This window comes from Rhodanobacter sp. K2T2 (genome assembly GCF_013408815.1).
Taxonomy (GTDB): Bacteria; Pseudomonadota; Gammaproteobacteria; order Xanthomonadales; family Rhodanobacteraceae; genus Rhodanobacter.
On the sequence record NZ_JACCCA010000003.1, the window covers coordinates 274,101 to 298,554 of the forward strand.

At 64.3% G+C, this 24,454-nt stretch carries 20 protein-coding genes; 8 read left to right on the top strand and 12 right to left on the bottom strand.

The window, feature by feature from the left end; genetic code table 11:
* Positions 1–56: 56 nt before the first annotated feature.
* The 8 genes from HDE78_RS06830 to kdpF all read right to left on the bottom strand — a co-directional run bounded on the left by HDE78_RS06830 (position 57) and on the right by kdpF (position 10,180).
* Positions 57–752 carry a response regulator transcription factor gene (locus HDE78_RS06830; protein ID WP_179477781.1) on the bottom strand — a complete coding sequence of 232 codons (696 nt, stop codon included), beginning with the start codon at positions 750–752 and terminating at the stop codon, positions 57–59.
* A 63-nt stretch (positions 753–815) separates the two neighbouring features.
* Positions 816–3,497 carry a sensor histidine kinase KdpD gene (locus HDE78_RS06835; protein ID WP_179477782.1) on the bottom strand — a complete coding sequence of 894 codons (2,682 nt, stop codon included), beginning with the start codon at positions 3,495–3,497 and terminating at the stop codon, positions 816–818.
* 206 nt (positions 3,498–3,703) lie between these two features.
* Positions 3,704–4,282 (bottom strand): potassium-transporting ATPase subunit KdpC, encoded by a 579-nt coding sequence (kdpC, locus tag HDE78_RS06840; RefSeq protein WP_179477783.1) that lies wholly within the window; start codon positions 4,280–4,282, stop codon positions 3,704–3,706.
* An 8-nt stretch (positions 4,283–4,290) separates the two neighbouring features.
* On the bottom strand, positions 4,291–5,787 hold the full coding sequence (locus HDE78_RS06845; RefSeq protein ID WP_179477784.1) for an outer membrane beta-barrel protein: 1,497 nt from the start codon (positions 5,785–5,787) through the stop codon (positions 4,291–4,293).
* A gap of 92 nt (positions 5,788–5,879) precedes the next feature.
* Complete coding sequence (locus tag HDE78_RS06850) at positions 5,880–6,089, bottom strand: hypothetical protein (RefSeq protein ID WP_179477785.1); 210 nt, start codon at positions 6,087–6,089, stop codon at positions 5,880–5,882.
* A gap of 75 nt (positions 6,090–6,164) precedes the next feature.
* Positions 6,165–8,252 carry a potassium-transporting ATPase subunit KdpB gene (gene kdpB / locus HDE78_RS06855; protein ID WP_179477786.1) on the bottom strand — a complete coding sequence of 696 codons (2,088 nt, stop codon included), beginning with the start codon at positions 8,250–8,252 and terminating at the stop codon, positions 6,165–6,167.
* Between the two features lie 36 nt (positions 8,253–8,288).
* The gene (gene kdpA, locus HDE78_RS06860; protein WP_179477787.1) at positions 8,289–10,091 is read right to left on the bottom strand and encodes a potassium-transporting ATPase subunit KdpA; all 1,803 of its coding nucleotides are present in this window, start codon (positions 10,089–10,091) and stop codon (positions 8,289–8,291) included.
* Complete coding sequence (gene kdpF, locus HDE78_RS06865) at positions 10,088–10,180, bottom strand: K(+)-transporting ATPase subunit F (protein ID WP_179477788.1); 93 nt, start codon at positions 10,178–10,180, stop codon at positions 10,088–10,090. Before kdpF ends, kdpA begins: the two co-directional genes overlap by 4 nt.
* Before the next feature lie 385 nt (positions 10,181–10,565).
* Between kdpF and HDE78_RS06870 the strand changes: the two genes are divergently transcribed.
* On the top strand, positions 10,566–11,567 hold the full coding sequence (locus HDE78_RS06870) for a polyprenyl synthetase family protein (RefSeq protein WP_179477789.1): 1,002 nt from the start codon (positions 10,566–10,568) through the stop codon (positions 11,565–11,567).
* 170 nt (positions 11,568–11,737) lie between these two features.
* Here the strand turns inward: HDE78_RS06870 and HDE78_RS06875 are convergent, their stop codons facing one another.
* The 4 genes from HDE78_RS06875 to ubiH form a co-directional block, all read right to left on the bottom strand.
* The gene (locus tag HDE78_RS06875; RefSeq protein WP_179477790.1) at positions 11,738–12,946 is read right to left on the bottom strand and encodes a DUF2252 family protein; all 1,209 of its coding nucleotides are present in this window, start codon (positions 12,944–12,946) and stop codon (positions 11,738–11,740) included.
* A 43-nt stretch (positions 12,947–12,989) separates the two neighbouring features.
* Entirely contained in the window at positions 12,990–13,784 is a 795-nt protein-coding gene (locus HDE78_RS06880; RefSeq protein WP_179477791.1) for a dienelactone hydrolase family protein, read from the bottom strand.
* 73 nt (positions 13,785–13,857) lie between these two features.
* The gene (locus tag HDE78_RS06885) at positions 13,858–15,069 is read right to left on the bottom strand and encodes a UbiH/UbiF/VisC/COQ6 family ubiquinone biosynthesis hydroxylase (RefSeq protein ID WP_179477792.1); all 1,212 of its coding nucleotides are present in this window, start codon (positions 15,067–15,069) and stop codon (positions 13,858–13,860) included.
* Positions 15,066–16,295, bottom strand: coding sequence for a 2-octaprenyl-6-methoxyphenyl hydroxylase (gene ubiH / locus HDE78_RS06890; RefSeq protein ID WP_179477793.1), 1,230 nt, complete (start codon positions 16,293–16,295; stop codon positions 15,066–15,068). Before ubiH ends, HDE78_RS06885 begins: the two co-directional genes overlap by 4 nt.
* A gap of 96 nt (positions 16,296–16,391) precedes the next feature.
* Between ubiH and HDE78_RS06895 the strand changes: the two genes are divergently transcribed.
* From HDE78_RS06895 to rsmA, 7 genes are all read left to right on the top strand, one after another.
* Positions 16,392–16,997: a hypothetical protein gene (locus HDE78_RS06895; RefSeq protein WP_179477794.1), complete on the top strand. Its 606-nt coding sequence runs from the start codon at positions 16,392–16,394 to the stop codon at positions 16,995–16,997.
* A gap of 1 nt (position 16,998) precedes the next feature.
* Positions 16,999–17,571: a cob(I)yrinic acid a,c-diamide adenosyltransferase gene (locus HDE78_RS06900; protein ID WP_179477795.1), complete on the top strand. Its 573-nt coding sequence runs from the start codon at positions 16,999–17,001 to the stop codon at positions 17,569–17,571.
* Positions 17,572–17,601: 30 nt separating this feature from the next.
* Entirely contained in the window at positions 17,602–18,525 is a 924-nt protein-coding gene (locus tag HDE78_RS06905) for a histone deacetylase family protein (protein WP_179477796.1), read from the top strand.
* Between the two features lie 197 nt (positions 18,526–18,722).
* Positions 18,723–21,161, top strand: a complete 2,439-nt coding sequence (lptD, locus tag HDE78_RS06910; RefSeq protein WP_179477797.1) for an LPS assembly protein LptD — start codon at positions 18,723–18,725, stop codon at positions 21,159–21,161.
* Between the two features lie 65 nt (positions 21,162–21,226).
* Positions 21,227–22,576, top strand: a complete 1,350-nt coding sequence (locus tag HDE78_RS06915; protein WP_179477798.1) for a peptidylprolyl isomerase — start codon at positions 21,227–21,229, stop codon at positions 22,574–22,576.
* 17 nt (positions 22,577–22,593) lie between these two features.
* Positions 22,594–23,649 carry a 4-hydroxythreonine-4-phosphate dehydrogenase PdxA gene (pdxA, locus tag HDE78_RS06920; protein ID WP_179477799.1) on the top strand — a complete coding sequence of 352 codons (1,056 nt, stop codon included), beginning with the start codon at positions 22,594–22,596 and terminating at the stop codon, positions 23,647–23,649.
* Positions 23,646–24,443, top strand: a complete 798-nt coding sequence (gene rsmA / locus HDE78_RS06925; protein ID WP_179477800.1) for a 16S rRNA (adenine(1518)-N(6)/adenine(1519)-N(6))-dimethyltransferase RsmA — start codon at positions 23,646–23,648, stop codon at positions 24,441–24,443. The genes pdxA and rsmA overlap by 4 nt, the downstream gene beginning before the upstream one ends.
* Positions 24,444–24,454: the final 11 nt, after the last annotated feature.

Genomic DNA, 24,454 nt, shown 5'->3' on the forward strand with positions numbered 1-24,454 from the left:
CCAACATGTTGGGATTCGCGTGCGCTCAGCCCAACCTATGCCATCTGCGACTTTGCTCAGCCGACGCCGAGAAAGCGATAGCCGACTCCGGGTTCGGTTTTCAGCCAGCGCGGGGCGGCGGCATCGTCGCCGAGTTTCTGGCGCAGCTTGCCCAGCACGATGCGCAGGTAGTGAGTGTCCTGCACGTGGGTAGCGCCCCACAATTCGCGCAGCAGCTGCTGCTGGGTGACGACGCGGCCGGCATGGCGCAGCAGCAGCGCGAGCACGGCGTATTCCTTGCGCGTCAGCGATAGCAGCGCACCGTTCAGATGCACTTCGCGCCGCGCCAGGTCGATGATGAGATGGCCGTCGTCGTAACGCTGTTGGGTCGCAGGCTCGCCGGGGCGACTGCGTAGCAGCACGCGCAGTCGCGCCATCAGCTCCTGAATGCCGAAGGGCTTCGTCACATAATCGTTGGCACCGGCATCGAGCGCGCGCACTTTTTCCTTTTCCGCATCGCGCACGGTCAGCATCATCACCGGCACCTGCGTCCACTGACGCAGCTCGGCCAGCACGTCGTGTCCCTCGCGATCGGGCAGGCCAATATCGAGAATCACCAGATCGGGCGACTGCGTCACCGCCAGCGCCAGCCCTTCCGCCGCGTTGGCCGCGAGAAACACCTCGTAACCTTCCGCGCGCAGGCCGATATCGAGGAAGCGCCGGATCTGCGCCTCGTCGTCGATCACAAGAATGCGTGGAGAAGCCGAGGTCATGGCAGATCGATCGTCATAAGGTCATGGCAAAGCATTTCGCGCGAATCCATTGGCGAGCCAGCGTCACGGCTCCGAACCCGGCGGCGCCGGCAGCGGCAGGCTGATACGGATGGTGGTGCCGATACCATCGCCTGGCAAGGCCTCGACGCTGCCGCCGTGGGCGCCGATCATGCCGCGGCAGATCGCCAGGCCAAGGCCGGTGCCCTGCGGTGCGCGATCGCCGCGCGACACGGAATAAAACATATCGAAGATCTGCGCGCGCTCGGCCTCGGGAATACCGGGGCCGCGGTCACTGACGTCGATCAGCAGGCGTTCGTCCTTCGTCTGCACGGTGACGCGCACGGCTTCATCGGCCGGCGAGAAGCGCGCCGCGTTCTCCAGAATGTTGAACAGCGCCTGCTCTATGAGCGCCGGGTGCACGTACAGCAGGATGGGCTCGTGCGGCGTCACTGTTTCCACGCGCAGATCGGGAAACAGCTTGCGCAGGCGCGTGATAGCGGCCGCGATGATCTCGCTGCTGTCGGTCCAGTCGCGGCTGAGCTTGAGCGTGCCATGGCCCAGCCGGGTCATGTCGAGCAGATTCTGGATGTAACGATCCAGCCGCTGGCCCTCGCCGAGAATCGATTGCAGCAGCTCGGTGCGTTCGGCCTGCGGCAGCTTGGCTTCGTAACTGATCAGCGTACCGGCGGCGCCGATCATCGAGGCCAGCGGCGAGCGCAGATCGTGCGAAACGGACGACAGCAGCGCATTACGCAGGCGCTCGGTTTCGCCCTGCACGCGCGCACCCTCCAGCTCGTCGGACAGCCGCGCGCGCTCCAGCGCCTGACCGATGTCCTGCGCCATCGCCAGCGCCAGGCTGCGGCGGTCGGCGTCGGGTTCGCCCTCCTTCGGATCGAAACGCAGAGCCGCTACGCCGAGCGGGCGTGCCTCGGTGCCCAGCGGCAGGATCCAGCACGGCGCCGCATTCAAGGTGTCGGTAAAACGGCCGGCCTGTTCGCCGTGATGATCGCTCCAGTCGGATGCGGCCATATCCTGCGCGGTCAGCGCGTACTCCCGCGGTGCACTGGCCACGACACGCAGTACCTGGTCGGCGTCACGCGCAAGCATCGAGGCGTCGCAATGCAGCGCCTGAGCCAGTCCCTTGCTGCCCGCATCGCGGATGCCGCCGGCATCGGTACTGGTACTCAGCTGCTGACCCAGAGACAGCAATGCGCGGGTCTGCGCATGCGAGGCGCGCAGTGACTCTACCTGACTGGCCAGACGCGTGGCCAGACGGCTGCAGACCAGCGCGGCCACCAGGAACAGCGTAACGGCCAGCACATCGTCGAAATTGGCGATTTCCAGCGTATAACGTGGTGGCGCAAAGAAGAAGTTGTAGCCAAGAAAACACAAGATAGCCGTATAGACGGCTACCGTCATGCGGGTACGAACCGCCACCACCAGCACGGCAGTGAGAAAAATCAACGACAGATTGGCAACCGAAAGATAGCGATCGGCAATGAACGAAAGCCCGAATGCCACGAAGGTGGCCAACGTCGCGTAGACATATTCGCTGCGGCTGCCGCGATCGCGCGGCAGCTTCAGGCGTCGGCGTGCCTTGGCCCGTTCGGCCGGCGTGGCGATGATCGTCAGCTCCATATGCGCGCCGCGACGCAATAGCATCTGGGTCAGCGAACGACCCAGCATGCGCGCGATCGGACGTTCGCGTGTACGGCCGAGAATGATCTGGCCTACGCCCTCGCGATCGGCATGGGCGAGCAACTCGTCCGCGATCGAATGGCCGCGCAGGATGATGGTTTCGCCACCGAGCCGACGCGCGAGCCGCATCGCCGCGTCCCGCTGCTCGCGTCTTGCGGGATCAAGCCGCGCACCCGTATCGACGTAGGCCACGCTCCACGGCGCGCCGCGACGTTCGGCGATGCGCCGCGCCACACGGACGAGGTAATCGCTTTGTGCATGGCCATCGATGGCCGCGAGCACCCGACGCCGCACGGTCATGGCGCTGCCGCGCGCCAGCATGTGCTCGCGCAGATCGCTGTCGACGTGATCGGCGATGGTGCTCAGGGCCAGCTCGCGCAGCGCGGCGAGGTTGGTGGGTGAGAAGAACGCATTGAGCGCGGCGGCCGCCGTCTCCGGCACGTAGACCTTGCCCTGCTTCAACCGCGCGATCAGCTCGCGCGGCGGCAGATCGATCAGCACGATGTCGCGCGCGTGATCGAGAAAGGCATCGGGCACGGTTTCGCGCACGGTGATGCCGGTGATGCGCTGCACCTGATCGTTGAGGCTTTCCAGGTGCTGCACGTTGAGCGCGGTGTAGACCTCGATGCCGGCGTCGATCAGCTCGGCGATATCCTGCCAGCGGCGCTCGTGCCGGCCGCCGGGCAGGTTGCGATGGGCCAGCTCGTCGACCAGCAGCACGGCCGGCTTGCGCGCCAGCGCCGCGTCCAGATCGAACTCGCTGAACTCGCGGTCGCCGCCGTTGAACGATTCGTAGCGCACGGCCCGACGCGGCAACACCTCCATGCCTTCGAGCAGAGCCGCCGTTTCGGCGCGGCCGTGCGTTTCCACCAGGCCGACCACCACGTCGACGCCCTGCCGCTTCAGCTCGCGCGCGGCGGAAAGCATGGCGTAGGTTTTGCCGACGCCGGGCGCGGCGCCGAGAAAAATCTTCAGCCGGTTGCCCTGCTCCTGCTGCGCGGTATTGAGCAGCGCATCGGCACGAGCGTCACGGGAGGATTCGTTCATGCGGTGCCACTCCGGTTAGAACACCCCTCGAACGTCGGGGTGTCCGCACATCTTCAGGATCAAGCATGCCAGCGTGCGCCGGATAAAACGAGGACGGCGAAAGGCTCAAAAAAACGCGGCGAGCCACCGCGACAACGCCGGATGGTCTCGCCTCGCGACGGCGGCCCGACAAACGCGTGCCACCGCCCATTCAACGACTCGATGCGTCAGCTACCGTGCGGCGCGTCGAGCGCTAGGTTGAGCTTGAGCACGTTGACCCGCGGCTCGCCGAGGATGCCCAGCGTGCGACCGCTGGTGTACTCGGCGACGAGCGCCTGCACCTGCGACACGCTGAGCTTGCGCGCCTGCGCCACACGCGACACTTGATACTGTGCCGCTGCCGGCGAGATTTCCGGATCGAGGCCGCTGCCCGAGGCGGTGATCAAGTCCACCGGCACCGGCGCCGTGTTGCCGGGATCGACCGCGTGCAACGCGTCGATGCGCTGTTTGATCGTGTCGATCAGCGCCGGATTGCTCGGGCCGGTGTTCGAACCGCTCGACGACGCCGAATTGTTCGGGTTCGGCGACGTGGCCGATGGACGACCCCAGAAGTACCTGGCATCGGTGAACGATTGACCGATCAACGCGGAGCCGACCGGCTTGCCGTTCTTCTCGATCAGGCTGCCGTTGGCCTGCCCAGGAAACATCACCTGGGCCAGCCCGGTGGCGAGGAGCGGGTAAGCGATGCCGGTAATGACCGTCATCAGCAGCAGCATGACGATGGCTTGACGCAGTAATTTGCCCATGAGGTTTCTCAGTAGTGAATGATGGCGTCGAGCAGCGCCACGGTCTGGCTGCTCTTCTTGCCTTCGTCATAGGCCGGAAGATCGTAGGAGTGCTCGTAGCGAAGCTCCGGACGAATCTCCAGGTCCTGTGACACCCAATGAGTGACGCCTACCGTGTGGCTGGTGTAGCGAGTGGCGAAACCGGTGCGCTGACCCTTCTGGTCGTTGTAGAACTCGTTGCGGAACGACAGCATGTTGCTCGGGCTCAGTTCGAAGTTCAGATAATTGACGATGCCGTATTCGCCCGCCTTGCCCGGCAGCGGCGAGGATCCCGTGATTCCCGGCGTTTCGCCCGGGCCGAAGCCGGGCACGTTGCGGCCGTACATGTAGTAGGACTCGGTGAGCATATGGAAGCTCTGACTGAAGCGATGGCCCCAGGTCATCACGTACATCTGCACGTTGTTGTAGTTGTAGTCCGACTCGTTGAAATTATTGACGCAGGGGTAAAGCATGTCGTCGTTGCTTTTGGAAACCCAGCGTACGCAGGCCTGCAGCGACGGCCGCGCAGCCGAATTCCAGATTGCCGTATCGTTGCTGCCGTTGACGCCAAGCTGTACCGTCCACTGGTTATTGAGCTTGGTCGTCGTCATCACACCCATCTGGGTGTAGGGATCGACGGTGTACAGAATCGAGTGCGTGACCAGATAGTTCTGCGGCGAAAACTGTGCTTCGATATCCGGCAGCGACAGCCAGCGGCCGAAACGTATCTCCATGCCCTGCGCGACCGAAGGGATATACAGGTCGTAGTAAAAAAGCATCGGGTCGTCGCCGTAGATCTTCCCCGTCAGCGGTTCGTTGGCGCCGGCCGGATTGTTCAACAGCTGATTGCTGAAAACGCCCTTCATGGTGGTGAAGTGGTAGTCGTAACCGTACAGGTTGGAGATGTCGAAGCCCCAGTCGACATGATCGGTCTGCACCGTGTCGGGCACGCGCTCGATATTCAGCACCCACTGGTTGAACTCCAATCGGTTCGGCCGCGTGGCGTACGACAGCGGATAGTTGCTCGTGTTGGAGGTACTGGCGTTGGCCGACGGATTGATCCAGCCGAACACCTCGATGCGGTTGTTTTTCATCCACTGCCCGAAGGCCGTGCAGGACAGCGCTTTTTCCAGCGGATACTGCGAGTTCGTATCTGGCACACCGATCGGCGCGTCGACGCCGCCCAGCTGCCATTCGGAGTTGGGAAAAGGCGGCGAGTCCAGCGGCGCCGGCATGGCACGACGCGGCGTGGCAGGCGCGTTCGGATCGGCCGGCTCCGCGTCTTCGCGATAGGCCGCCGCAAAGCGGCTCAAAAAGCCGACCGAACAATCGCCGCTCGATACCTTGGCCGGCGCCGGAGCGGACATTGCCGACTGCGAATCGGACGTGGGCGCTGCGTCGGTCGAGGCGTCGACCGTGGCCATCGCCTGACCGACTGGCATCATCGCCACGAGAATCGCGCTGGAAAGAAGTTTCTTGTACTGCATAAAAGTTAAAGCCCCTGCAACTGCGGTCCGTGCCGGACCAGACTGGTGGTGAAATAAGTGAGTGGTGAAGTGTGTCGCGGTAATTCTTTTGATCAGATGCCGGCGTAACCGCCGAGCTCGTATTCGTCGTTGACCGCGCTCAGCGGGTTGACGCTGACGACCGCTGGCTTGGCCAGGTCGACGCGTGTGCCCGCAGGCAAGGCGATAACGACTTCGCAGTCCGAATCATTGGCCGACAGGCGCAGCTCCATATCGGGATGGGTTGCGTCGGGTAGCGAGACAGAAAGCTTCAGGGTTTGCATCGACAGACTCCAGAGAGAAGTAAGTCGTCATGTCAACTCAGGCATGACGGTGAAAATGAATCAGGCCAGCTACGCTCAGGCGAATCCGCAAACGACGAGCAGCATGTCGATGATCTTGATGCCGATAAACGGCACCACGATGCCGCCCAGGCCGTAGACCAGCAGGTTGCGCCGCAGCAGCGCACCTGCGCCCAGCGCGCGGTACTTCACGCCCTTCAGCGCCAGTGGAATCAGGAAGATGATGATCAGCGCGTTGAAGATCACCGCCGAAAGAATCGCGCTCTGCGGCGTGGCCAGATGCATCACGTTCAGCGCGTTGAGCGCGGGATACGTGGTGGCGAACGCCGCCGGAATGATCGCGAAATACTTGGCAATATCGTTGGAGATCGAGAACGTGGTCAGCGCGCCGCGGGTGATCAACATCTGCTTGCCGATGGCCACCACTTCGATCAGCTTGGTCGGGTTCGAATCCAGGTCGACCATGTTGCCGGCCTCTTTCGCCGCCTGCGTGCCGGTGTTCATGGCCACCGCCACGTCGGCCTGCGCCAGTGCGGGAGCATCGTTGGTGCCGTCGCCGCACATCGCGACCAGGCGGTTTTCGGCCTGCATGTCGCGGATCAGCTTCAGCTTCGCTTCCGGCGTGGCTTCGGCGAGGAAATCATCGACGCCGGCTTCGGCCGCGATGGCCGCGGCCGTCAGCGGATTGTCGCCGGTGATCATGATGGTTTTGATGCCCATCTTGCGCATCTCGGCGAAGCGCTCCTTGATGCCGACCTTGACGATGTCCTTCAGCTCGATCACGCCGAGCGCGCGCGCGCCTTCGGTGACGATCAGCGGCGTGGCGCCGCGACGGGCGATGTCCTCGGCCATGCGCTTGACCAGCGGCGGCAGGTGGCTGCTCTGCGCTTCCAGATGACGCTCGACCGCGTCCAGCGCACCTTTGCGGATCTGGCGCGAGCCGATATCGACGCCGCTCATGCGCGTCTGCGCGGTGAACGGCACGAACTGCGCTACACCCTCGGCCAGCTGCGGCTCGCTCAGACCATGCTTCTCCTTGGCCAGCACGATCACGCTGCGGCCTTCCGGCGTTTCGTCCGCCAGCGAAGCCAGCTGCGCGGCTTCGGCCACCACGTGATCGGCAATGCCAGGCGCCGGATGAAACTGCACGGCCTGACGGTTGCCCAGCGTGATGGTGCCGGTCTTGTCCAGCAGCAGCACGTCGACGTCCCCGGCCGCCTCCACGGCGCGACCGGAGGTGGCGATGACGTTGGCGCGGATCATCCGGTCCATGCCGGCGATGCCGATGGCCGACAGCAGCGCGCCAATGGTGGTGGGAATCAGGCACACCAGCAGCGCGATCAGCACGGTCAGCGTGATCGGATTGCCGGCGCCGGCCACTTTCACGCTGTAGATCGAATACGGCAGCAGCGTGGAGCACGCAAGCAGAAAGATCAGGGTGAACTTGGCCAGCAGAATCGTCAGCGCGATTTCGTTCGGCGTCTTGCGACGCTTGGAACCTTCCACCATCGCGATCATGCGATCGAGAAAGCTCTCGCCCGGGTTACTGGTGATGCGCACCACCACCCAGTCGGACAGCACCTTGGTGCCGCCGGTGACGGCGCTGCGGTCGCCGCCGGATTCGCGGATCACCGGCGCAGACTCGCCGGTGATCGCGCTTTCGTCGACGCTGGCCGCGCCAACCACTACTTCACCGTCGCCGGGAATCTGCTCGCCCGCCATCACCAGCACAAAGTTGCCGGTGCGCAGTTCGCTCGATGGCGTCATCGTGATCGCAGCGTTGCGATCGGCGCTGGCCAGCTTGTTGGCGATCACGTCCTTGCGCGAACTGCGCAGCGCGTCGGCCTGGGCCTTGCCGCGACCTTCGGCCAGCGCTTCGGCAAAGTTGGCAAACAGCAGGGTGAACCACAGCCACAGGCTGACCCAGAAGATGAAGGCCGTCGGCGCCTCGCCGTGACCGGCCAGCGCCTGCACCCACAGCAGGGTGGTCAGCACGCTGCAAACGAACACCACGAACATCACCGGGTTGCGGAACTGCAGCCGCGGCGACAGCTTGCGGAATGAATCTCCGAGCGCGGCAATCACCAGCGCGCGGTTGAAGTTGCTGACGGGCGCATTGCCCATCGTTTCAGTATGCGAAGTCATGCAATCAGTGTCCCGATAAGATCGATGGCGAGTGCATCAGTGGGCGGACATCAGGTATTCGGCGATCGGCCCCAGGGCCAGCGCCGGCAGAAAGGTCAGCGCGCCGATCACGATCACCACGCAAGCCAGCAGCGTGACGAACAGCGGCGTATGCGTCGGCAAGGTGCCGGCCGTGGCGGGCACATGACGCTTGGCCGCCAGCGCGCCGGCCATCGCCAGCATCGCGATGATCAGCGGGAACCGCGCGAGGAACATGCAGATGCCCAGCAGCACGTTCCAGAACGGCGTGTTGGCCGACAAACCACCAAACGCGCTGCCGTTGTTGTTGGAGGCCGAACTCAACGCATAAAGCATTTCGGTGAAGCCGTGCGCGCCGGGGTTGGCAACACCGGCAAAGCCGGCCGGCACCATCACCGCGATCGCCGTGCCGATCACCACCAGGGCGCACGGCAGCAGCACGGCGAGGCTGGCCATTTTCATCTCGTAGGCTTCGATCTTCTTGCCGAGGTATTCCGGCGTACGGCCGACCATCAGTCCGGCAATGAACACGGCGACCACCGCGAAGGCGAGCATGCCGTACAACCCGCAGCCGACGCCGCCGAAGATCACCTCGCCCAACTGCATCAGCCACATCGGAATCAACCCGCCCAACGGCGTGAACGAGTCATGCATCGCATTGACCGAGCCGTTCGACGCCGCGGTGGTCGCCGTCGCCCACAAGGTAGAATTGACGATACCGAAGCGCGTCTCCTTGCCTTCCATATTGCCGCCGGCCTGCAGCGCGGAGGCTGTCTGGTCGACATGCAGCGCGTTGAACGCGGGATTACCCGCCTGCTCGGCCGCCGTGCAGGCGATCAGCAGTGGCACAAAGATCACCAGCATTACCGCCAGCAGCGCCCAGCCCTGGCGCTTGTCTTTCACCAGCTCGCCGAAGGTATAGCAGAGCGCGGCGGGAATCAGCAGGATCGACAGCAGCTCGAGGAAATTGCTGAAAGGTGTGGGGTTCTCATACGGATGCGCCGAGTTGACGTTGAAGAAGCCGCCGCCGTTGGTACCGAGCTGCTTGATCGCGATCTGCGAGGCGGCCGGGCCCATCGGCAGGGTTTGCGTCGAGACTTCAGTCGGCTTCATTACCGGGTTGCCGGCCTTGTCTTTCACCGCCGCGCCGGAAGCATCCAGCACCGGTTCGCTAACCGTCGTGGTCTGCACCACCGGCACGTCGACGTAGGACTTGAAGTTCTGCACCACGCCCTGCGACACCAGCAGCAGCGTCAGGACCAGCGACAGCGGCATCAGGATGTACAGCGTGCTGCGCGTCATGTCGACCCAGAAATTGCCCAGGCCCAACGCGCTGCGCCGGCTGAAGCCGCGGATGATCGCAATCAGCACCGCGATACCCGTGGCGGCCGAGAGGAAATTCTGCACCGCCAGTCCGAGCATCTGGGTGAAATAGCTCATGGTCGACTCGCCGCCGTAGCCCTGCCAGTTGGTGTTGCTGGCAAAACTGATCGCCGTGTTGAGCGCCGAGTCGGGCGACACGGCGGCAAAGTGCTGCGGGTTGAGCGGCAGCCACTGCTGCAGGCGCTGCAGCGCATAGACCACCAGCAGGCCGAGGACATTGAACACCAGCACGGCCAGCGCATAGCGCTTCCAGCCCATGTCTTCGTCCTGGCGAATGCCGCAAAGTCGATAGATCAGCCGCTCCGCACCGCCGCCGAAACGCGTGAGGCGATTGGGGGTGTCGGAAAACACGCTGGCCATGTAGCCGCCCAGCGGCTTGACCAGCAGCAGCAGGATGACCAGGAAAAAACCGATCTGGACAAAGTCATTCGTGGTCATTCGAACCACTCCGGCTTGAGAAGAGCTACGCAGAGGTAGCCGGTCAGCGCCACAGCGATCAGCCCGGCGAGGACATAGAGGACATTCATGAGAGGGAACTCAGTAACGTTGCTGAAGAAGCCGTGTCGATCGAGGCAACGGCGGAGGCGTTTCGGCGGGGTTTGTCCCGTTCACGATTACTTGCGCGGACTGAGTCGGTCGCAGATCAGCAACAGACCCAGGGTGGCTGCGCACAGCACGATCAGCAGCAGCAGGTAGACGAAATCCATCGGCGCAGGCTCGGTAAAGTAAGGAGCGCACTGTAGGAATTGGCGCATAACAAAGGGGTATCGATTCGGCGTTGACGCGTAAACAAGCCGTAAAGTTTTTCGCAAGAGCCTGCTGGGTGGGGCTTGCCGGGGCGCGCGGCGTCGTGTCTCGGCGTAATTACCTGTCGCACCCTATAATCGACGCACACGCCGATTTGAAGCCTTCATGAACTCGATGCCAGCCGACGCCAGCCGCCCCGCCGACTTCTCCCAAGTGCGTGCTCTCGCCGCTGCCGACATGCAGCGCGTCGACGCGCTGATCCGCCAGCGTTTGTCGTCCGACGTGGTGCTGATCAACCAGATTGCCGACCACATCATCGCCAGCGGCGGCAAACGCTTGCGCCCGATGTTGCACGTGCTGGCCGCCGGTGCCTCCGGCTACCGCGGCGATCAGCACACCAAGCTGGCGGCGATCATCGAGTTCATCCACACCTCGACCCTGCTGCACGACGACGTAGTCGACGAATCGGACCTGCGCCGCGGCCGCAAGACCGCCAACGCGCTGTGGGGCAATGCCGCCAGCGTGCTGGTCGGCGATTTTCTGTACTCGCGCTCGTTCCAGCTGATGGTGGAGCTGGACGACATGCGGATCATGCGCATCCTGGCCGACACCACCAACACCATCGCCGAAGGCGAGGTGCTGCAGCTGCTCAACATCGGCAATGCCGACGTCGACGAGGCCGCCTACCTGGCCGTGATCGAACGCAAGACCGCGGTGCTGTTCGCCGCCGCCACCGAGTTGGGCGGCATTCTCGGGGGCCTGCCGGAAAACCAGATCGCCGCGCTGCGCGAATACGGCATGCAGCTCGGCTACGCCTTCCAGATCGCCGACGACCTGCTCGACTACGTCTCCGACGCCGACACCCTGGGCAAGAACATCGGCGACGACCTGGCCGAAGGCAAGCCCACGCTGCCGGTCATCTACGCGCTGGAAAAATCCACCCCCGAGCAGGCGCAATCGTTGCGCCATGCCATCGAACACGGCGGCCTGGATTCGCTGGACCGCATCATCGCCGCCATCCGCGACTCCGGTGCGCTGGAACGCACGCATCAGCGCGCCGTCTTTCATTCCGATGCGGCCGGCGCCGCGCTGCAGGTGCTACCGGATTCAGCACATCGCGATGCGCTGCTGGCATTGGCGGCTTATGCGGTAGAACGCAAGAGCTGAGGTTGCGGGGAACGGGGAACGGGGAACGGGGAACGGTAAAGCGTTGCACGATCACGTTCTTCGCTCATGCAGTGCAGACGAATGGCGAAAAAATCGGGTAGGCAACTCAGGCGCAGCCTATCCGTCTGCCGCGAACTCGCACGTCCCCGTTCCCCATTCCCCGCTCTCCATCACCCCTGATCAAGCAACACATACTTGCGGCAATGCTCCAGGTATCCGCGCTCGTGTTCGGCGACCAGATCGACCACGCTGGACCATAGCCACGAGGGCGCATCGAGGGTCTTGGAGCGGTTGCGCTGCAGCTCCTTGCGCCAGGCGCGGCGGTTTTTGGCATCCATCTGACGGCAGTGCGCGTGACCGACCACGCTGGCGAGGAAGCGTGCGGCCTTGATGGCCTCCTCCTCGTCCAGATGCTCGATCTCCAACTTCAAGTCCTGCGGCAGCAGCTCTCGAATGATGACTGGGGTGTCCAGCAGCGTGGCGCTGCGCATGCGATCGCCGAGCGCCGGTGACAGATGCCGCGCGCCTTCAACCACGCGCCGTGCCTGGTCGCGCGGCATGATGGCGCGCGCCGCATGCGGTGCAGCAGCCTTGTTGGCTTGCTTGATATCGATCAGGCACAGATCGTCACCATTGACGTTGCCACCATCGACGTCGAGCAGCACTGCATAGCGGAGTTTGCCGAGCGAGCTGCAGCCCTTGCGCCAGTAAGCCGCGTCGAGCACCTTGATGCGCGAACCGTCGGCGCGGTGGTTGATCTGCGTGACCAATTCGTCCAGCGCCGGGGTACTGAATAGCTCTTCGATCGCCTTGCGCTCGTTTTTTGCGAGCGGCCAGAAGCGCTTGCCCAGCGGAATCTGCGGCGAGGGATCGTCGATGCGTTCGCGCGCCAGCTGCTTCCAGGTGCGCTTCATCGCTTTTTTCATCACCAGCTTCACCGCTTGCGGCTTTTCCGGATGCGGCTCGTCGTTCTCGGGGAACGCCGATTCGTAACCTTCCATCAAGGTCTCGATCATGCGCACCGTGGTGATGCCCGGCAGGTCGGAGCCGCGCGCCGCGGTGGCCAGCGACAGGCCGAGCCGAATCAAATCGTGCGCGGGATTGCCGATCACGGTTTGATCCAGATCGCGGATCTGTACCTGCACGCGGCCTTCGGTATCGGCCAGCGGGCCAAGGTTGCCAAGGTGGCAGTCGCCGCAGATCCAAACCGCGGGCCCCTGCGGAATCGACCAACTGTGGTTCGCTTCCAGCCACTGATAAAACCGCACGGTGGCACCGCGCACGTACGCGTGTGCCGACGCCGCCATCTTGGCGTTCTGCAGCGCGCGCAATACCGCTGCGCGATCTTCGACCCTTACTGCACCCTTGCTGGCTTTCATCAATGTTTCCGAAGAGTCGACCGAATGGTCGATGGAGTAAACGTTAGGGCTGGTTGGCGAACGATTCGCGCAGCCAGTCGTGCATCAGGCGGTAGCTGCGCTGCGCCACTTTTTCGTCGTAGCGGCAGCCGGCGGAATTCTCGCCTTTCTCGGTGAAGCAATGCACGGCGTGGCCAATCACCACAAACTGCCAGTCGGCCGGGCTGCCGCGCATCTCGTCCATGAACTTGTCGGCGTCGGGCATCGTGCTCTTGTCGTCCGCACCGTTCATCGCCAGCACGCGCGCCTTGATGTTTTTGCCCAGCGCGGGATTGTCGGTCGTCAGACCGCCGTGGAACGACACCACCGCTTTGACATCGGCGCCGCTGCGCGCCAGATCGAGCACGGCCGAACCGCCGAAGCAGAAACCGATGGCGGCCAGATTATTCAGATCGATCGGCGCACTGCCGGCCTGCGCCTTCAGCTGCGCCAGCGCTTCGTTGATGCGCTTACGCATGAGTTCGCGATTGCCGTACAGCGGCTTGACCGCGGCCATCGCCTGATCGGCGTTGCCCTGCGTGGGACGCACATTCGCGCCGTACATGTCGGTGAGCAGGATCACGTAATCCTTGCCGGCAATCATCTCGGCCTTTTGCACGGCCATGTCGTTGATGCCGTACCAGTTCGGCACCATCACCAGGCCCGGGCGCTTGGTTTTCACCGCATCGTCGTACACCAGCACGCTGTGGAAGCGGGTGCCGTCTTGGGTCCACTCGACCGGCTTATTGACCATCTTGGCCTGCGTCGCCATGGCGACGGTGCAAAGGACGAGCGCGCAGCAAAGTCGAACGAGTCGCATGACGAAATCCTCGGTGCGTTGATGGAAAATATGTCGCTTCAAAACGGCGCTTGAACGATGCGCCAAGCGCGGATCAGATTCCTGCCGCGTGATCGGCAATATGACGTTTGATGGGCGAAAGCGTGTCCAGCAGCCGAACGCCCCCCCCCCGTGCAGCCACCAGCGGCGTCGACTGCCACGCATAGATACGTGCCAGCGCGTCAAAACCGAGTGCATCGAGCGTATCGGCGCTGCGCCGGCGGCGCGCGTATTGCCGCAGCACGTGTTGAGTGCCGATATCCCGACCGGCCTTACGGGCGGCGACGAGCGTGTCGCGCAGCTCGGCGACGTCGCGCAGGCCAAGATTGACGCCCTGCCCCGCCAGCGGATGCACGGCGTGCGCCGCGTCGCCGAGCAGCACGAACCGTTCGGCCTGATAGCTCCGGGCCAGCTGCAGCTTCAGCGGGAAAGCGGCGCAGACGGACGTTGCCGTGATCCGGCCCACTCGAAAATCGCTGGCGATGCCTAGTTCACCGAGAAACGTTTCCTCATCCAACGCCAGCACTCGCCGAGCTTCATCCTCCGGCAGCGACCACACCAGTGAACTGCGGCCGTCGGCGAGCGGCAGCAGGGCCAGCGGGCCGGTCGACAGAAAGCGCTGCCACGCGGTGTTTTCGTGCGGCCGTTCGGTCTGCAGGTGCGCGACCACGGCGCTTTGTCCATAGTCGCGACCATGCGTGGCGATGCCCGCCAGCTGGCGCAGCGGCGAGGCGGCGCCGTCTGCGGCAATCAGCAGACCCGCGCTGAGCGCTTCGCCATCGGCGAGTTCGAGCTGGATACGATCCCCGCGCGCCTCGAAGGCCTGCACCTGGGCTGGGCAGAGCCGGCGGACGCCGGCGGATTCCAAGGCCTGCCACAGCGCCCACTGCACCAGAGCGTTTTCGACGATGTAACCGAGCTGCTGGCGACCTTCGCGGGCCGCGTCGAATGAAATCGACGCTCCGCTCTCGGCATCCCATACGTGCATGTGCGCATACGCACAGGCACGCGCTTTTCGAATGGAAGTCCAGACGTCCATATCGTCGAGGAGCTTGATCGACGACGCCGCGAGGCCGACCACGCGCAGATCGACCTCGTTCTGCACCTGCCAAGGCTCTGGCGCACGCGCCTCCAACAGCGCTGTGGCAAAACCCGCGCGAGCCAGGGCCAGCGCAGCGGCCGCGCCAACCATGCCGCCACCCACCACGGCCACATCGAGTGTCGGCGGACGGCGGCGGGCTGGAAGATCATGCACGGATGCACTCATGGCAGCTGCTCCAGCACCGCAAGCGGCGGATCGCCGCGAAAGCCCATGCCGCGCCTGGCCATGGCATCGCGCAGCGGCGGCAGGCGGTCGAATGCCAGCAGCGCCAGCGAGCGCAGCGGCGCGATCAGCGGCTGCGGCAGGCAGGCCAGACGCACCAGGCTATGGCTCATCGCGATCGTGCCTTCGCGATCCGGCGCGCGGCGTGCGGCGTAACGAGCAAGCACATCCGCCGCGCCGGGATCAGCCGCAGCGGCCGCCAGCTCGGCGAGGGTCAGCGCATCGCGCAAGCCGAGGTTGAATCCCTGCGCGCCGATCGGATGCACGGTCTGCGCGGCATTGCCCACCAGCACGGCGCGTGGTGCGGTCAGCGCTTGTGCCGCCAGCGCGCGAATCGCATACGGATGGCGCTTGCCCGGCCGGCTGAGCCGGCCTAACCGCCAGCCGAAGCGCTGCTGCGCGAAGGCGGCAAAGCCAGCGTCATCGAGCGCCGAGATGGCATCGGCCTCCGCCGCCGGTACGGTCACCACCAGCCCGCAACGGCGCTCGGCCAGCGGCAGCAGAGCCACCGGACCGCTGTCGGCAAAACGCTCGTACGCGCGATTGCGGTGCTCACGCTCGGGTGTGATGGTGCAGACGAACAGCGTCTGCTCGTAGTCATGCCGCTCGGCATCGATGCCCAGTCGGTTGCGCACGAAGGACTCCGTGCCGTCGGCACCGACCAGCAACGACGTATCGATGCGCTGTACGCCGTCAGCCGTTTTGATGTCGGCACGCCAGCCATCGGCTATCGGCTCCAGCGCCACGAGGCTGGCCGGCGCCAGTCGCGTGAGCCGTGTGCACTCGTCCAGCCTGCGCAGCAGCGCAGCGCCGAGTTCGCGCGCAGGCAAGGTCCAACCCAGCGCGTCGACACCCTGCCGATGCGCGTCGATGCGCGCACTGCCGAATTCGCCGGAGCGGCTGACGTGGATGTGCTCGATCGAGGTGGCGCGCGACGCGGCGTGTCGCCACACGCCGATGGCGTCGAGCCCGTTGACGGTGGCGCGGGCCAGCGCGAGATTGCGCTCGTCATAGCTGGGCTGCGCATCGGTGCGCGGCGCCGCGGCCTCGACCAGAGTGGCGGCAACGCCCGCCGCATCCAGCGCAATGGCCAGACTGGCGCCGACCAGTCCGCCGCCGATGATCAGCACGCTGTTCCGGCTGCAAGAAGAAGACTGGGTAGCATTCATTCGCCGATGATACCCGTTCGACCGGACCGGATCGCGGCCGGTGGGCTAGACTATCGGCCTAACTCGACCCTATAAAACGATGCCACGGAGCAACGCATGGCTAAGACGCAGACCCAACGCCTGGGCATTTTGCTCGCCCTTGCCCTGGTGATGGCGGTTACCCGCATTCATCATTCCTTCCTGCATCACTTTGACGCACTGCCGGACGCGTCGTGGGGCGTGTTTTTCCTGGCCGGCGTCTGGCTGCGCGGTTCGGCGCGCTGGGCGTTTCCTCTGCTGATGATCGAGGCGGTGCTGGTCGACTACGTCGTCATCACGAATCAGGGCATGGATTTCTGGAGCCACTACTGCGTGTCGGTGGCTTACTGGTTCCTGATCCCGTCGTATTTCAGCCTGTGGCTGGGCGGCAGCGTTGTAGCCAAATATCAGCGCGGCCTGAGCCTTGCCACGCTGGGGACGGCGGCCGTCGCGCTGCTGGTCAGCGTGTCGGTGTGCTACCTGATTTCCAACGGCAGCTTCTTCTGGCTCAGCGCCAGCGTGCCCGCGGCGGCGCGCAACTTCAGCGGCTGGCTGGAAAACCTCGGCGACTGGTATCTGCCGTTCCTTGAAACCACCGCCGTGTGGGTTGGCCTGGGCGCCGTGATGCATGTACTGGCGGTTCAGCTGTCGCGCATGCGCCAGCGCGGCGCACAGCTGCACTGACGTGGGCAACCGCCTTTCCAAGATATACACCCGCACGGGCGACGACGGCAGCACGGGCCTGGGCGACGGCTCGCGCGTGCCGAAAGACTCCCTGCGCGTCACCGCCTACGGCACGGTGGACGAACTCAACAGCACGATCGGCATGGTGCTGGCCAGCGAAGGCGTCGACGACGCGGTGCGCGAGACGCTGACCCAGGTGCAGCACGAGCTGTTCGACCTCGGCGGCGAGTTGTGCATCCCCGGCATGGCGATGATCGACGATGCCGATATCGACCGGCTGGAAACGGTATTGGACGCTTTCAATGAGCCCTTGCCGGCGCTGAAGGATTTCATCCTGCCCGGCGGCGGCATGGCCGCGGCCACCTGCCATCTGGCGCGCACCGTGTGTCGGCGCGCCGAGCGCGATGTGGTGGCGTTGTCGCACGTCGAAGACGTTCGTCCGCAGGCGTCGCGCTATCTCAACCGGCTGTCCGATCTGCTGTTTGTGCTCTGCCGCGTACTGGCGCGCGCCAGCGGCCATGGCGAGGTGCTGTGGCAGCACGAGCGCCGCCGCAAACCCGCCGCCGCGAACTGACCCGACCCAAAGACCGACGAGCACCACGCCATGCTCCAGCTCTACACCCACGCCGACTGCCTGATGCACGATCCGGGTGCCGGTCACGCCGAGCGTCCGGCGCGACTGTCGGCCGTGCTGCACGCTCTGGATATGGACCGCTACGCCGCGCTCGACCGCATCGAAGCGCCGCTGGCCACGCGCGAACAGCTGCTGCGCGCGCACAGCGCCGAGTACGTGGACCGCATCTTCGCCGACGCGCCACGGGAAGGCGCACACCGGCTCGACGAAGACACGGTGATGTCGCCCGGCTCGCTGGACGCCGCGCTGCGGGCCGCCGGCGCGGTCGTTGCCGCGGTGGATGCCGTGATGAGCGGGAATCACGGGCAGCGCGCCTTCTGCGCCGTGCGTCCGCCCGGCCACCACGCCACCCGCGATCAGGCAATGGGCTTTTGCCTGTTCAACAGCGTTGCCGTCGCCGCCGCGCACGCGATCTCGGCGCACGGCCTAAAGCGTGTCGCCGTCGCCGATTTCGACGTACACCACGGCAACGGCACCCAGGCCATTTTCGAAGCGGACAAGCGCGTGCTGTTCGTTTCCAGTCACCAGTCGCCGCTTTACCCGGGCACCGGCTTCGAGAGCGAGCAAGGTGTCGGCAACATCGTCAACGGCACGCTGTCGGCCGGCGACGGCTCGCGCGAATTTCGCGAACTCTGGAACGACCTGCTGCTGCCGCGGCTGAACGCGTTCAAGCCGCAGCTGGTTCTTGTATCGGCCGGCTTCGACGCACACAGCAGCGATCCGTTGGCCGATATCCGCCTCGGTCAGGATGACTACGTGTGGATTACCGAACAGCTGGTAGCCATCGCCCGCCGACACGCCGACGGCCGGCTGGTGTCCACGCTGGAAGGCGGCTACGACCTGGCCGCGCTGGCGGCCAGCGCCTCGGCGCATGTCGGGGCGTTGATGGACTGATCGCCACGTCGACATTGGCCCGCTGCCCGGGCAAGGCATTCGACCAGGACGGCGCAGCAAACCAGCGGCCCCGTCGGCTCCCGGGCCGGCTCGGGCCTGACCAAGCTGAATCCGACCGCGGCCGCTCGAGGTATGCCTGCCGTACACGCGGTCTTTCTGTTAGCTTAACGAGCCTTCGAAGCCGACAGACTTTGCCCGTGACGCATAAGCTACCTCCGCGCCGCCTCCTGGCCGTCGCCGCCGCACTCGCCCTGATCGGTAACCAAGCCGAGGCCAAGGGTCAGCCTCGTCCTCAAACGTCGCTGGACGGGTCGGAGACGGTGTGCCCATTGGGCACCTTTCACTGCGCGCCGCGCCCCTACAACTACGCCATATGCCGGCCCAATGCGCTGCTGGATTTCTACGATCCAACGCTGGGCAAGGATCCGTCGGTACGCAACATCAGCAAAACCTACGTGAAGTCCGATCGGGTCGACAGCTCCAATCAGACCGTCTACCACCTGGAAGGCAATGTGATGCTGCAGCGTGCCGACCAGAAGCTGCAGGCGGACACGATCGATTACCACGACGACACCACCGACTACGACGCGCGCGGTAACGTGCGCTATCAGGAGGCCAGCCAGCTGATCGCCGGCAGCCACATGCGCGGTAACACCAACGACAGCCGCGGCATCGCCGACAACGTGCACTACCAAATGCTCGACGAGCGCGGCAACGGCGTGGCCAAGCAAGGCCAGATGTTCAACGACATGCACACACGCTACTCGATGGCGACGTACTCGACCTGCGACGTCGGGCACCACATCTGGGAGTTCCGCGGCAAGTCGATCACGATGGACAAGGTCAACGGTGTCGGCACCGCGCGCAATGCGACCATGCGCGTCGGCAATTTTCCGTTTATCTATCTGCCTTACTTCACTTTTCCGATCGATCATCGGCGCAAGAGCGGCTTTCTCGACCCGAAGCTGGGAAACACCAGCCGTTCGGGCTTCGAGATCAGCACGCCGTACTATTTCAACCTCGCGCCGAACTATGACGCAACGCTGGATCCGCGCTACTACAGTTCGCGCGGACCGATGCTGGCGGGCGAGTTTCGCTATCTGCTGCCCGGCAGCCATGCCAGCAATGGCCAGCTCAACGTCGAGTACGTACCCAACGACAGCGGCACCAGCGACGGCACGACCAATACCAACGGCCAGTCGCGTTACCTGATCGACTACAACGACACCACCCACCTGTGGGACAGCTGGAGCTTCGTGGGCTCGTACAATCATGCGTCGGACAGTGCGTATCTGTATGACTTCGGCAACGCCTTGTCGAGCACGGTGATCTATACCCTGGCGTCGAACGCGGCCATCGTCGGCGGCGGCACCTGGTGGAATGCCTCGTTCGGCGGATTGGTTTATCAAAACACCAACCCGTTCGCGACCGACGCGGTGAATCCGTACGACAAGCTGCCGTACGCGACACTCAACCTGAATGTGCCGATCTCGCGCTGGCTGGAATTCGGCGCGAACAACGAATTCGACGACTTTCACAAGGCGAACTTCGTCGAAGGCGAGCGTCTCGATCTGTATCCCTACATCCAGGCAGACTTCGGTAATTCGGCCTGGTTCGTGCGGCCGAAAGTGGCCTATCGCTACACCGGTTACGATCTCAGCGGCGATTATCAGAATTACGGTTATTCGGGCCTGTTGAGCACCGGTGCAACGTCACCATTCACGGACAAGTCGCCGAGCCGCGCGCTGCCGATCGTCAGCCTCGACAGCGGCCTGGTCTTCGATCGCAGCGTGTCGTTCTTCGGCGACAGTTACACCCAGACGCTGGAGCCGCGGGCCTACTACCTCTACGTGCCGTACCGAAATCAGGACAACCTGCCGCTGTTCGATACGTCGCTGACGTCGTTCGACTATTACCAGCTCTTCACGCCCAACCAGTTTGCCGGCGACGATCGCCAGATGAACGCGAACAACCTCACCGGCGCGCTAACCACCCGTCTGCTCGACGAAAACGGCGCGGAGAAATTTTCGGCCAGCTTCGGACAAATCCGGTATTTCACCCCGCAACGCGTGCAGATCCCGTCCGGAGACAATACCGTTCCGGCAGCCACCAATTTCAACGGCTCCGATTACGTTGCGCAGATCGACATGCAACTAAACGACCGCTGGCGTGTCAATACGGCGTACCAGTGGAGCCCGAATACCCATCAAACCGACATGGCCGCCTTCGAGTTGCAGCATCGCCTGGGCAACGACGGCATATTGAATTTTTCCTACCACTATCGACGCGGGCTGCTGGATCAATACAGCGTCTCGGCGGTTTATCCGATATCCGCTTATTGGCGCCTGATCGGGTCATGGAGCTATGAGGAGCCGATCAAGGGTCTGGAAAATACGGCGACGGGAACGGTGGAGGCCCTGGCGGGCATCGAGTACGACAGCTGCTGCGTCACGCTGAGGCTGGTCGATCGCAACTACGTCAACCAGACCTACTACGGCACCGTGGCGGTGCCGACCGCCAGCAATACCAATCTTCGCGACAACGCCATCATGTTCGAAGTGGTGTTCAAGGGACTGGGTTCGACCGGCGGTCAAATCGATCCCACCTTGCGCCGTGATATTCTCGGCTATCAGTAATTGGCTGTTCTTCTCTTGTATCCACCCATGTTGTCAGCAACCGTGACGACCCAGGCTTTTCACCGATGAAGCAATTTTCTGCACTTTTCCTGCTGGCGCTCGCGACGGCGCTCCCCGTGCACGCCCAGCTGTTGCCGGGCGCCGCGGCATCGGCCAATCAGCCGATCGATCGCATCGTGGCTGTGGTCAATGACGACGTGATCCTGCAAAGCGAGTTGAACGAGGCCACGCGTTCGGTCCAGCAGCAGTACGCCAGCCAGCCCGGCCAGCTGCCGCCGCCGGACGTGCTGCAGAAGCAGGTGCTCGATCGCCTGATCCTGAACCGGCTGCAGCTTCAGAAAGCGGACGATCAGGGTATCCACGTCTCCGACGCCGACGTCGATCAGGCGGTCAACGGCGTGGCCCAGCAGAACAAGATGACGCCCGACCAGCTGCGCGCGGCGGTGGAGCACGACGGCGGCAGCTTCGCGGCGTTCCGCCAGCAGCTGGCCGACCAGATCACCATTCAGCGACTGCACCAGAGCGTGATCCAGGATTCCGTATCGGTGACCGACAGCGAAGTCACCAATCTCCTCGAGAGCCCCACCTACAAGGCCGGCGAAGTGCATCTGGCGCACATCCAGATCAGCACGCCCAGCGGCGCCGATGCGGCCGCGATCCAGGCGACGCAGGCCAAGGCCGAACAGGCAGTGGCCGCGCTCAAGGGCGGCATGGATTTCAACGCCGCAGCCATCCGTTTTTCCGACGCCTCCGATGCGCTGGAAGGCGGCGACCTCGGCTGGCGCCGCATGGACGCCATTCCGCCCGCTTTCGTCGACACCATTGCGGCCATGAAGCCCGGCGACGTGAGCCCGGCGCTGCGCGGCCCGACCGGCTTCAACATCATCAAGCTGATCGGCCAGCGCGAGCCCAGCCGCCAGGTCGTCACCGAATATCACGCGCGCCAGATCCTGATCAAGCCGAGCGAACTGATCAGCCCGGAACAGGCGCAGCAGAAGGCGCAGGACATCTATAACCGCATCGTCAACAAGCACCAGGACTTTGCCGCCATCGCGAAAAAGGATTCGGCCGATCCCACCACCGCCAATGCCGGCGGCGACATGGGTTGGTTCAAGCAGCAGGACTGGGGTTCGAGCGTGGCTCAGCAACTCGATACGCTGAAGGACAACCAAGTCTCCCAGCCGTTCCAGACCGAAGCCGGCTGGCACATCATCGAGCGTCTGGGAACCCGGCAAAGCGATGTCACCGACGAGACGGCACGCAACGAAGCGCGGCAGGCCATCGGCAACCGCAAGTCCGAGCAGGTCTACGACGATTACCTGCGTCAGATGCGCTCCACCGCCTACATCAACATCCTGGTGCCCGAACTGCGCTCGGCCGACGATCAGGCTGCCCCGACCAGCACCACGCCCTGAACGGAGAGCCTGTTCACTTGAACGGGACGCCCCTCCCGCGCCTTGCCATCACCGCCGGTGAGCCGGCGGGCGTGGGGCCGGAACTGGTGATACGACTGGCCGCCACGTCGCTGGCGGCCAACCTCATCGCGATTACCGATCGTCACTTGCTTGAGCGCGCCGCTGCACGCTGCGGCACGACCATTGACCTGATCGATGACGACGGCAGCGTGCAGTTGCAGCGCCAGCCGGGCACGCTACGCGTCAGGCATGTACCGCTGGCGGCGCCGGAAGACCCCGGCCATCCCGATCCAGCCAATGCCCACCACGTGCTCGCCACCCTGGGGGAGGCGGCCGACGGCTGCATAGCCGGCCGCTACGACGCGGTGGTCACGGCGCCGCTGCAGAAATCCTCGATCAACGACGCCGGCATTCGCTTCAGCGGACACACCGAATACTTTGCCGAACGCGCGCATGCCGATGTGGTGATGATGCTGGCTAGCCCCGAGCTGCGGGTGGCCCTGGTCACCACACATCTGCCCCTGGTCGCGGTATCGGCCGCGATCACCCGCGACGCGCTCACGCGCACGCTGCGCATCGTACATGCGGAGCTGCGCGCCAAATTTGGCCTGGCCCGGCCGCGCATCGCCGTACTGGGCCTGAACCCGCACGCCGGCGAGGCCGGCCATATGGGCCACGAGGAGATCGACACCATCATCCCCACCTTGAACGCGCTGCGCGCCGAAGGCATGCATCTGCTCGGACCGCTGCCAGCCGATACTGCCTTCGTGCCGACGCAGCGGCCGCTGTACGACGCCGTTCTGGCGATGTATCACGATCAGGCGCTGCCGGTGCTGAAAAGCGAGGCGTTCGATCGCACGGTGAACCTCACGCTCGGCCTGCCGTTTATCCGTACTTCGGTCGACCACGGCACGGCGCTGGATCTCGCCGGCACCGGCAAGGCCGATCCGGCGAGCCTGATCGCCGCCGCGCATATGGCGTTGGATCTGGCAGCGCGCCGCACCACTCATCCATCCGTTCCTCTACCCACAGAGGAAATGGCCGAGCGGCCAAGCTCGCCGGGAAAGCCATGAACGCCCGCCCCAAGAAAAGCTTCGGTCAACACTTCCTGCACGACCAGCGCTATATCCATCAGATCGTCAGTATGATGGCACCGCAACGCGAGGACGTCGTGGTCGAGATCGGCCCCGGCGAAGGCGCGCTGACCCTGCCACTGCTGAAGGCCGCCGGTAAACTCACCGCGATCGAACTGGACACCGATCTGATCCCGGGCCTGCAGGCGCGCGCTGCCGGCGTCGGCGAGCTGCAGATCATTCACGCCGACGTGCTGAAAGTGGACTTCACCGCGCTGGCGAAAAATCTGGGCGTGCCGCGGCTGCGCATCGCCGGCAATCTGCCGTACTACATTTCCAGCCCGATCCTGTTTCACTGCGTCGATCATTTCGATGCGATCCAGGATCTGCATTTCATGCTGCAGAAAGAGGTCGTCGACCGCATGGCCGCCGAACCCGGCAGCAAGGTCTACGGCCGGCTGTCGGTCATGCTGCAGCTGGCGTGCCGGGTCGAGCCGCTGTTCGATGTACCGCCCGAGGCGTTTCGCCCGCCGCCGAAAGTGGAATCGTCTGTCGTGCGGCTGCTGCCGCTGTCGACCGAACAAAAGCATGACGCCGATCCGGCCCACGTTTACGCGGTGGTCAAAGCGGCCTTCGCGCAGCGGCGCAAGACGCTCAGCAACGCGCTTAAGCAGCTGCTGGACGGCGACGCCATTCGCCGCGCCGACGTCGACCCCAAGGCTCGCGCGGAAACGCTGGCACCGGCAGACTTTGTGCGGCTGGCAAAAATCTACAGCACGCAGTCGCAGACGTAGTTCATCGCGCC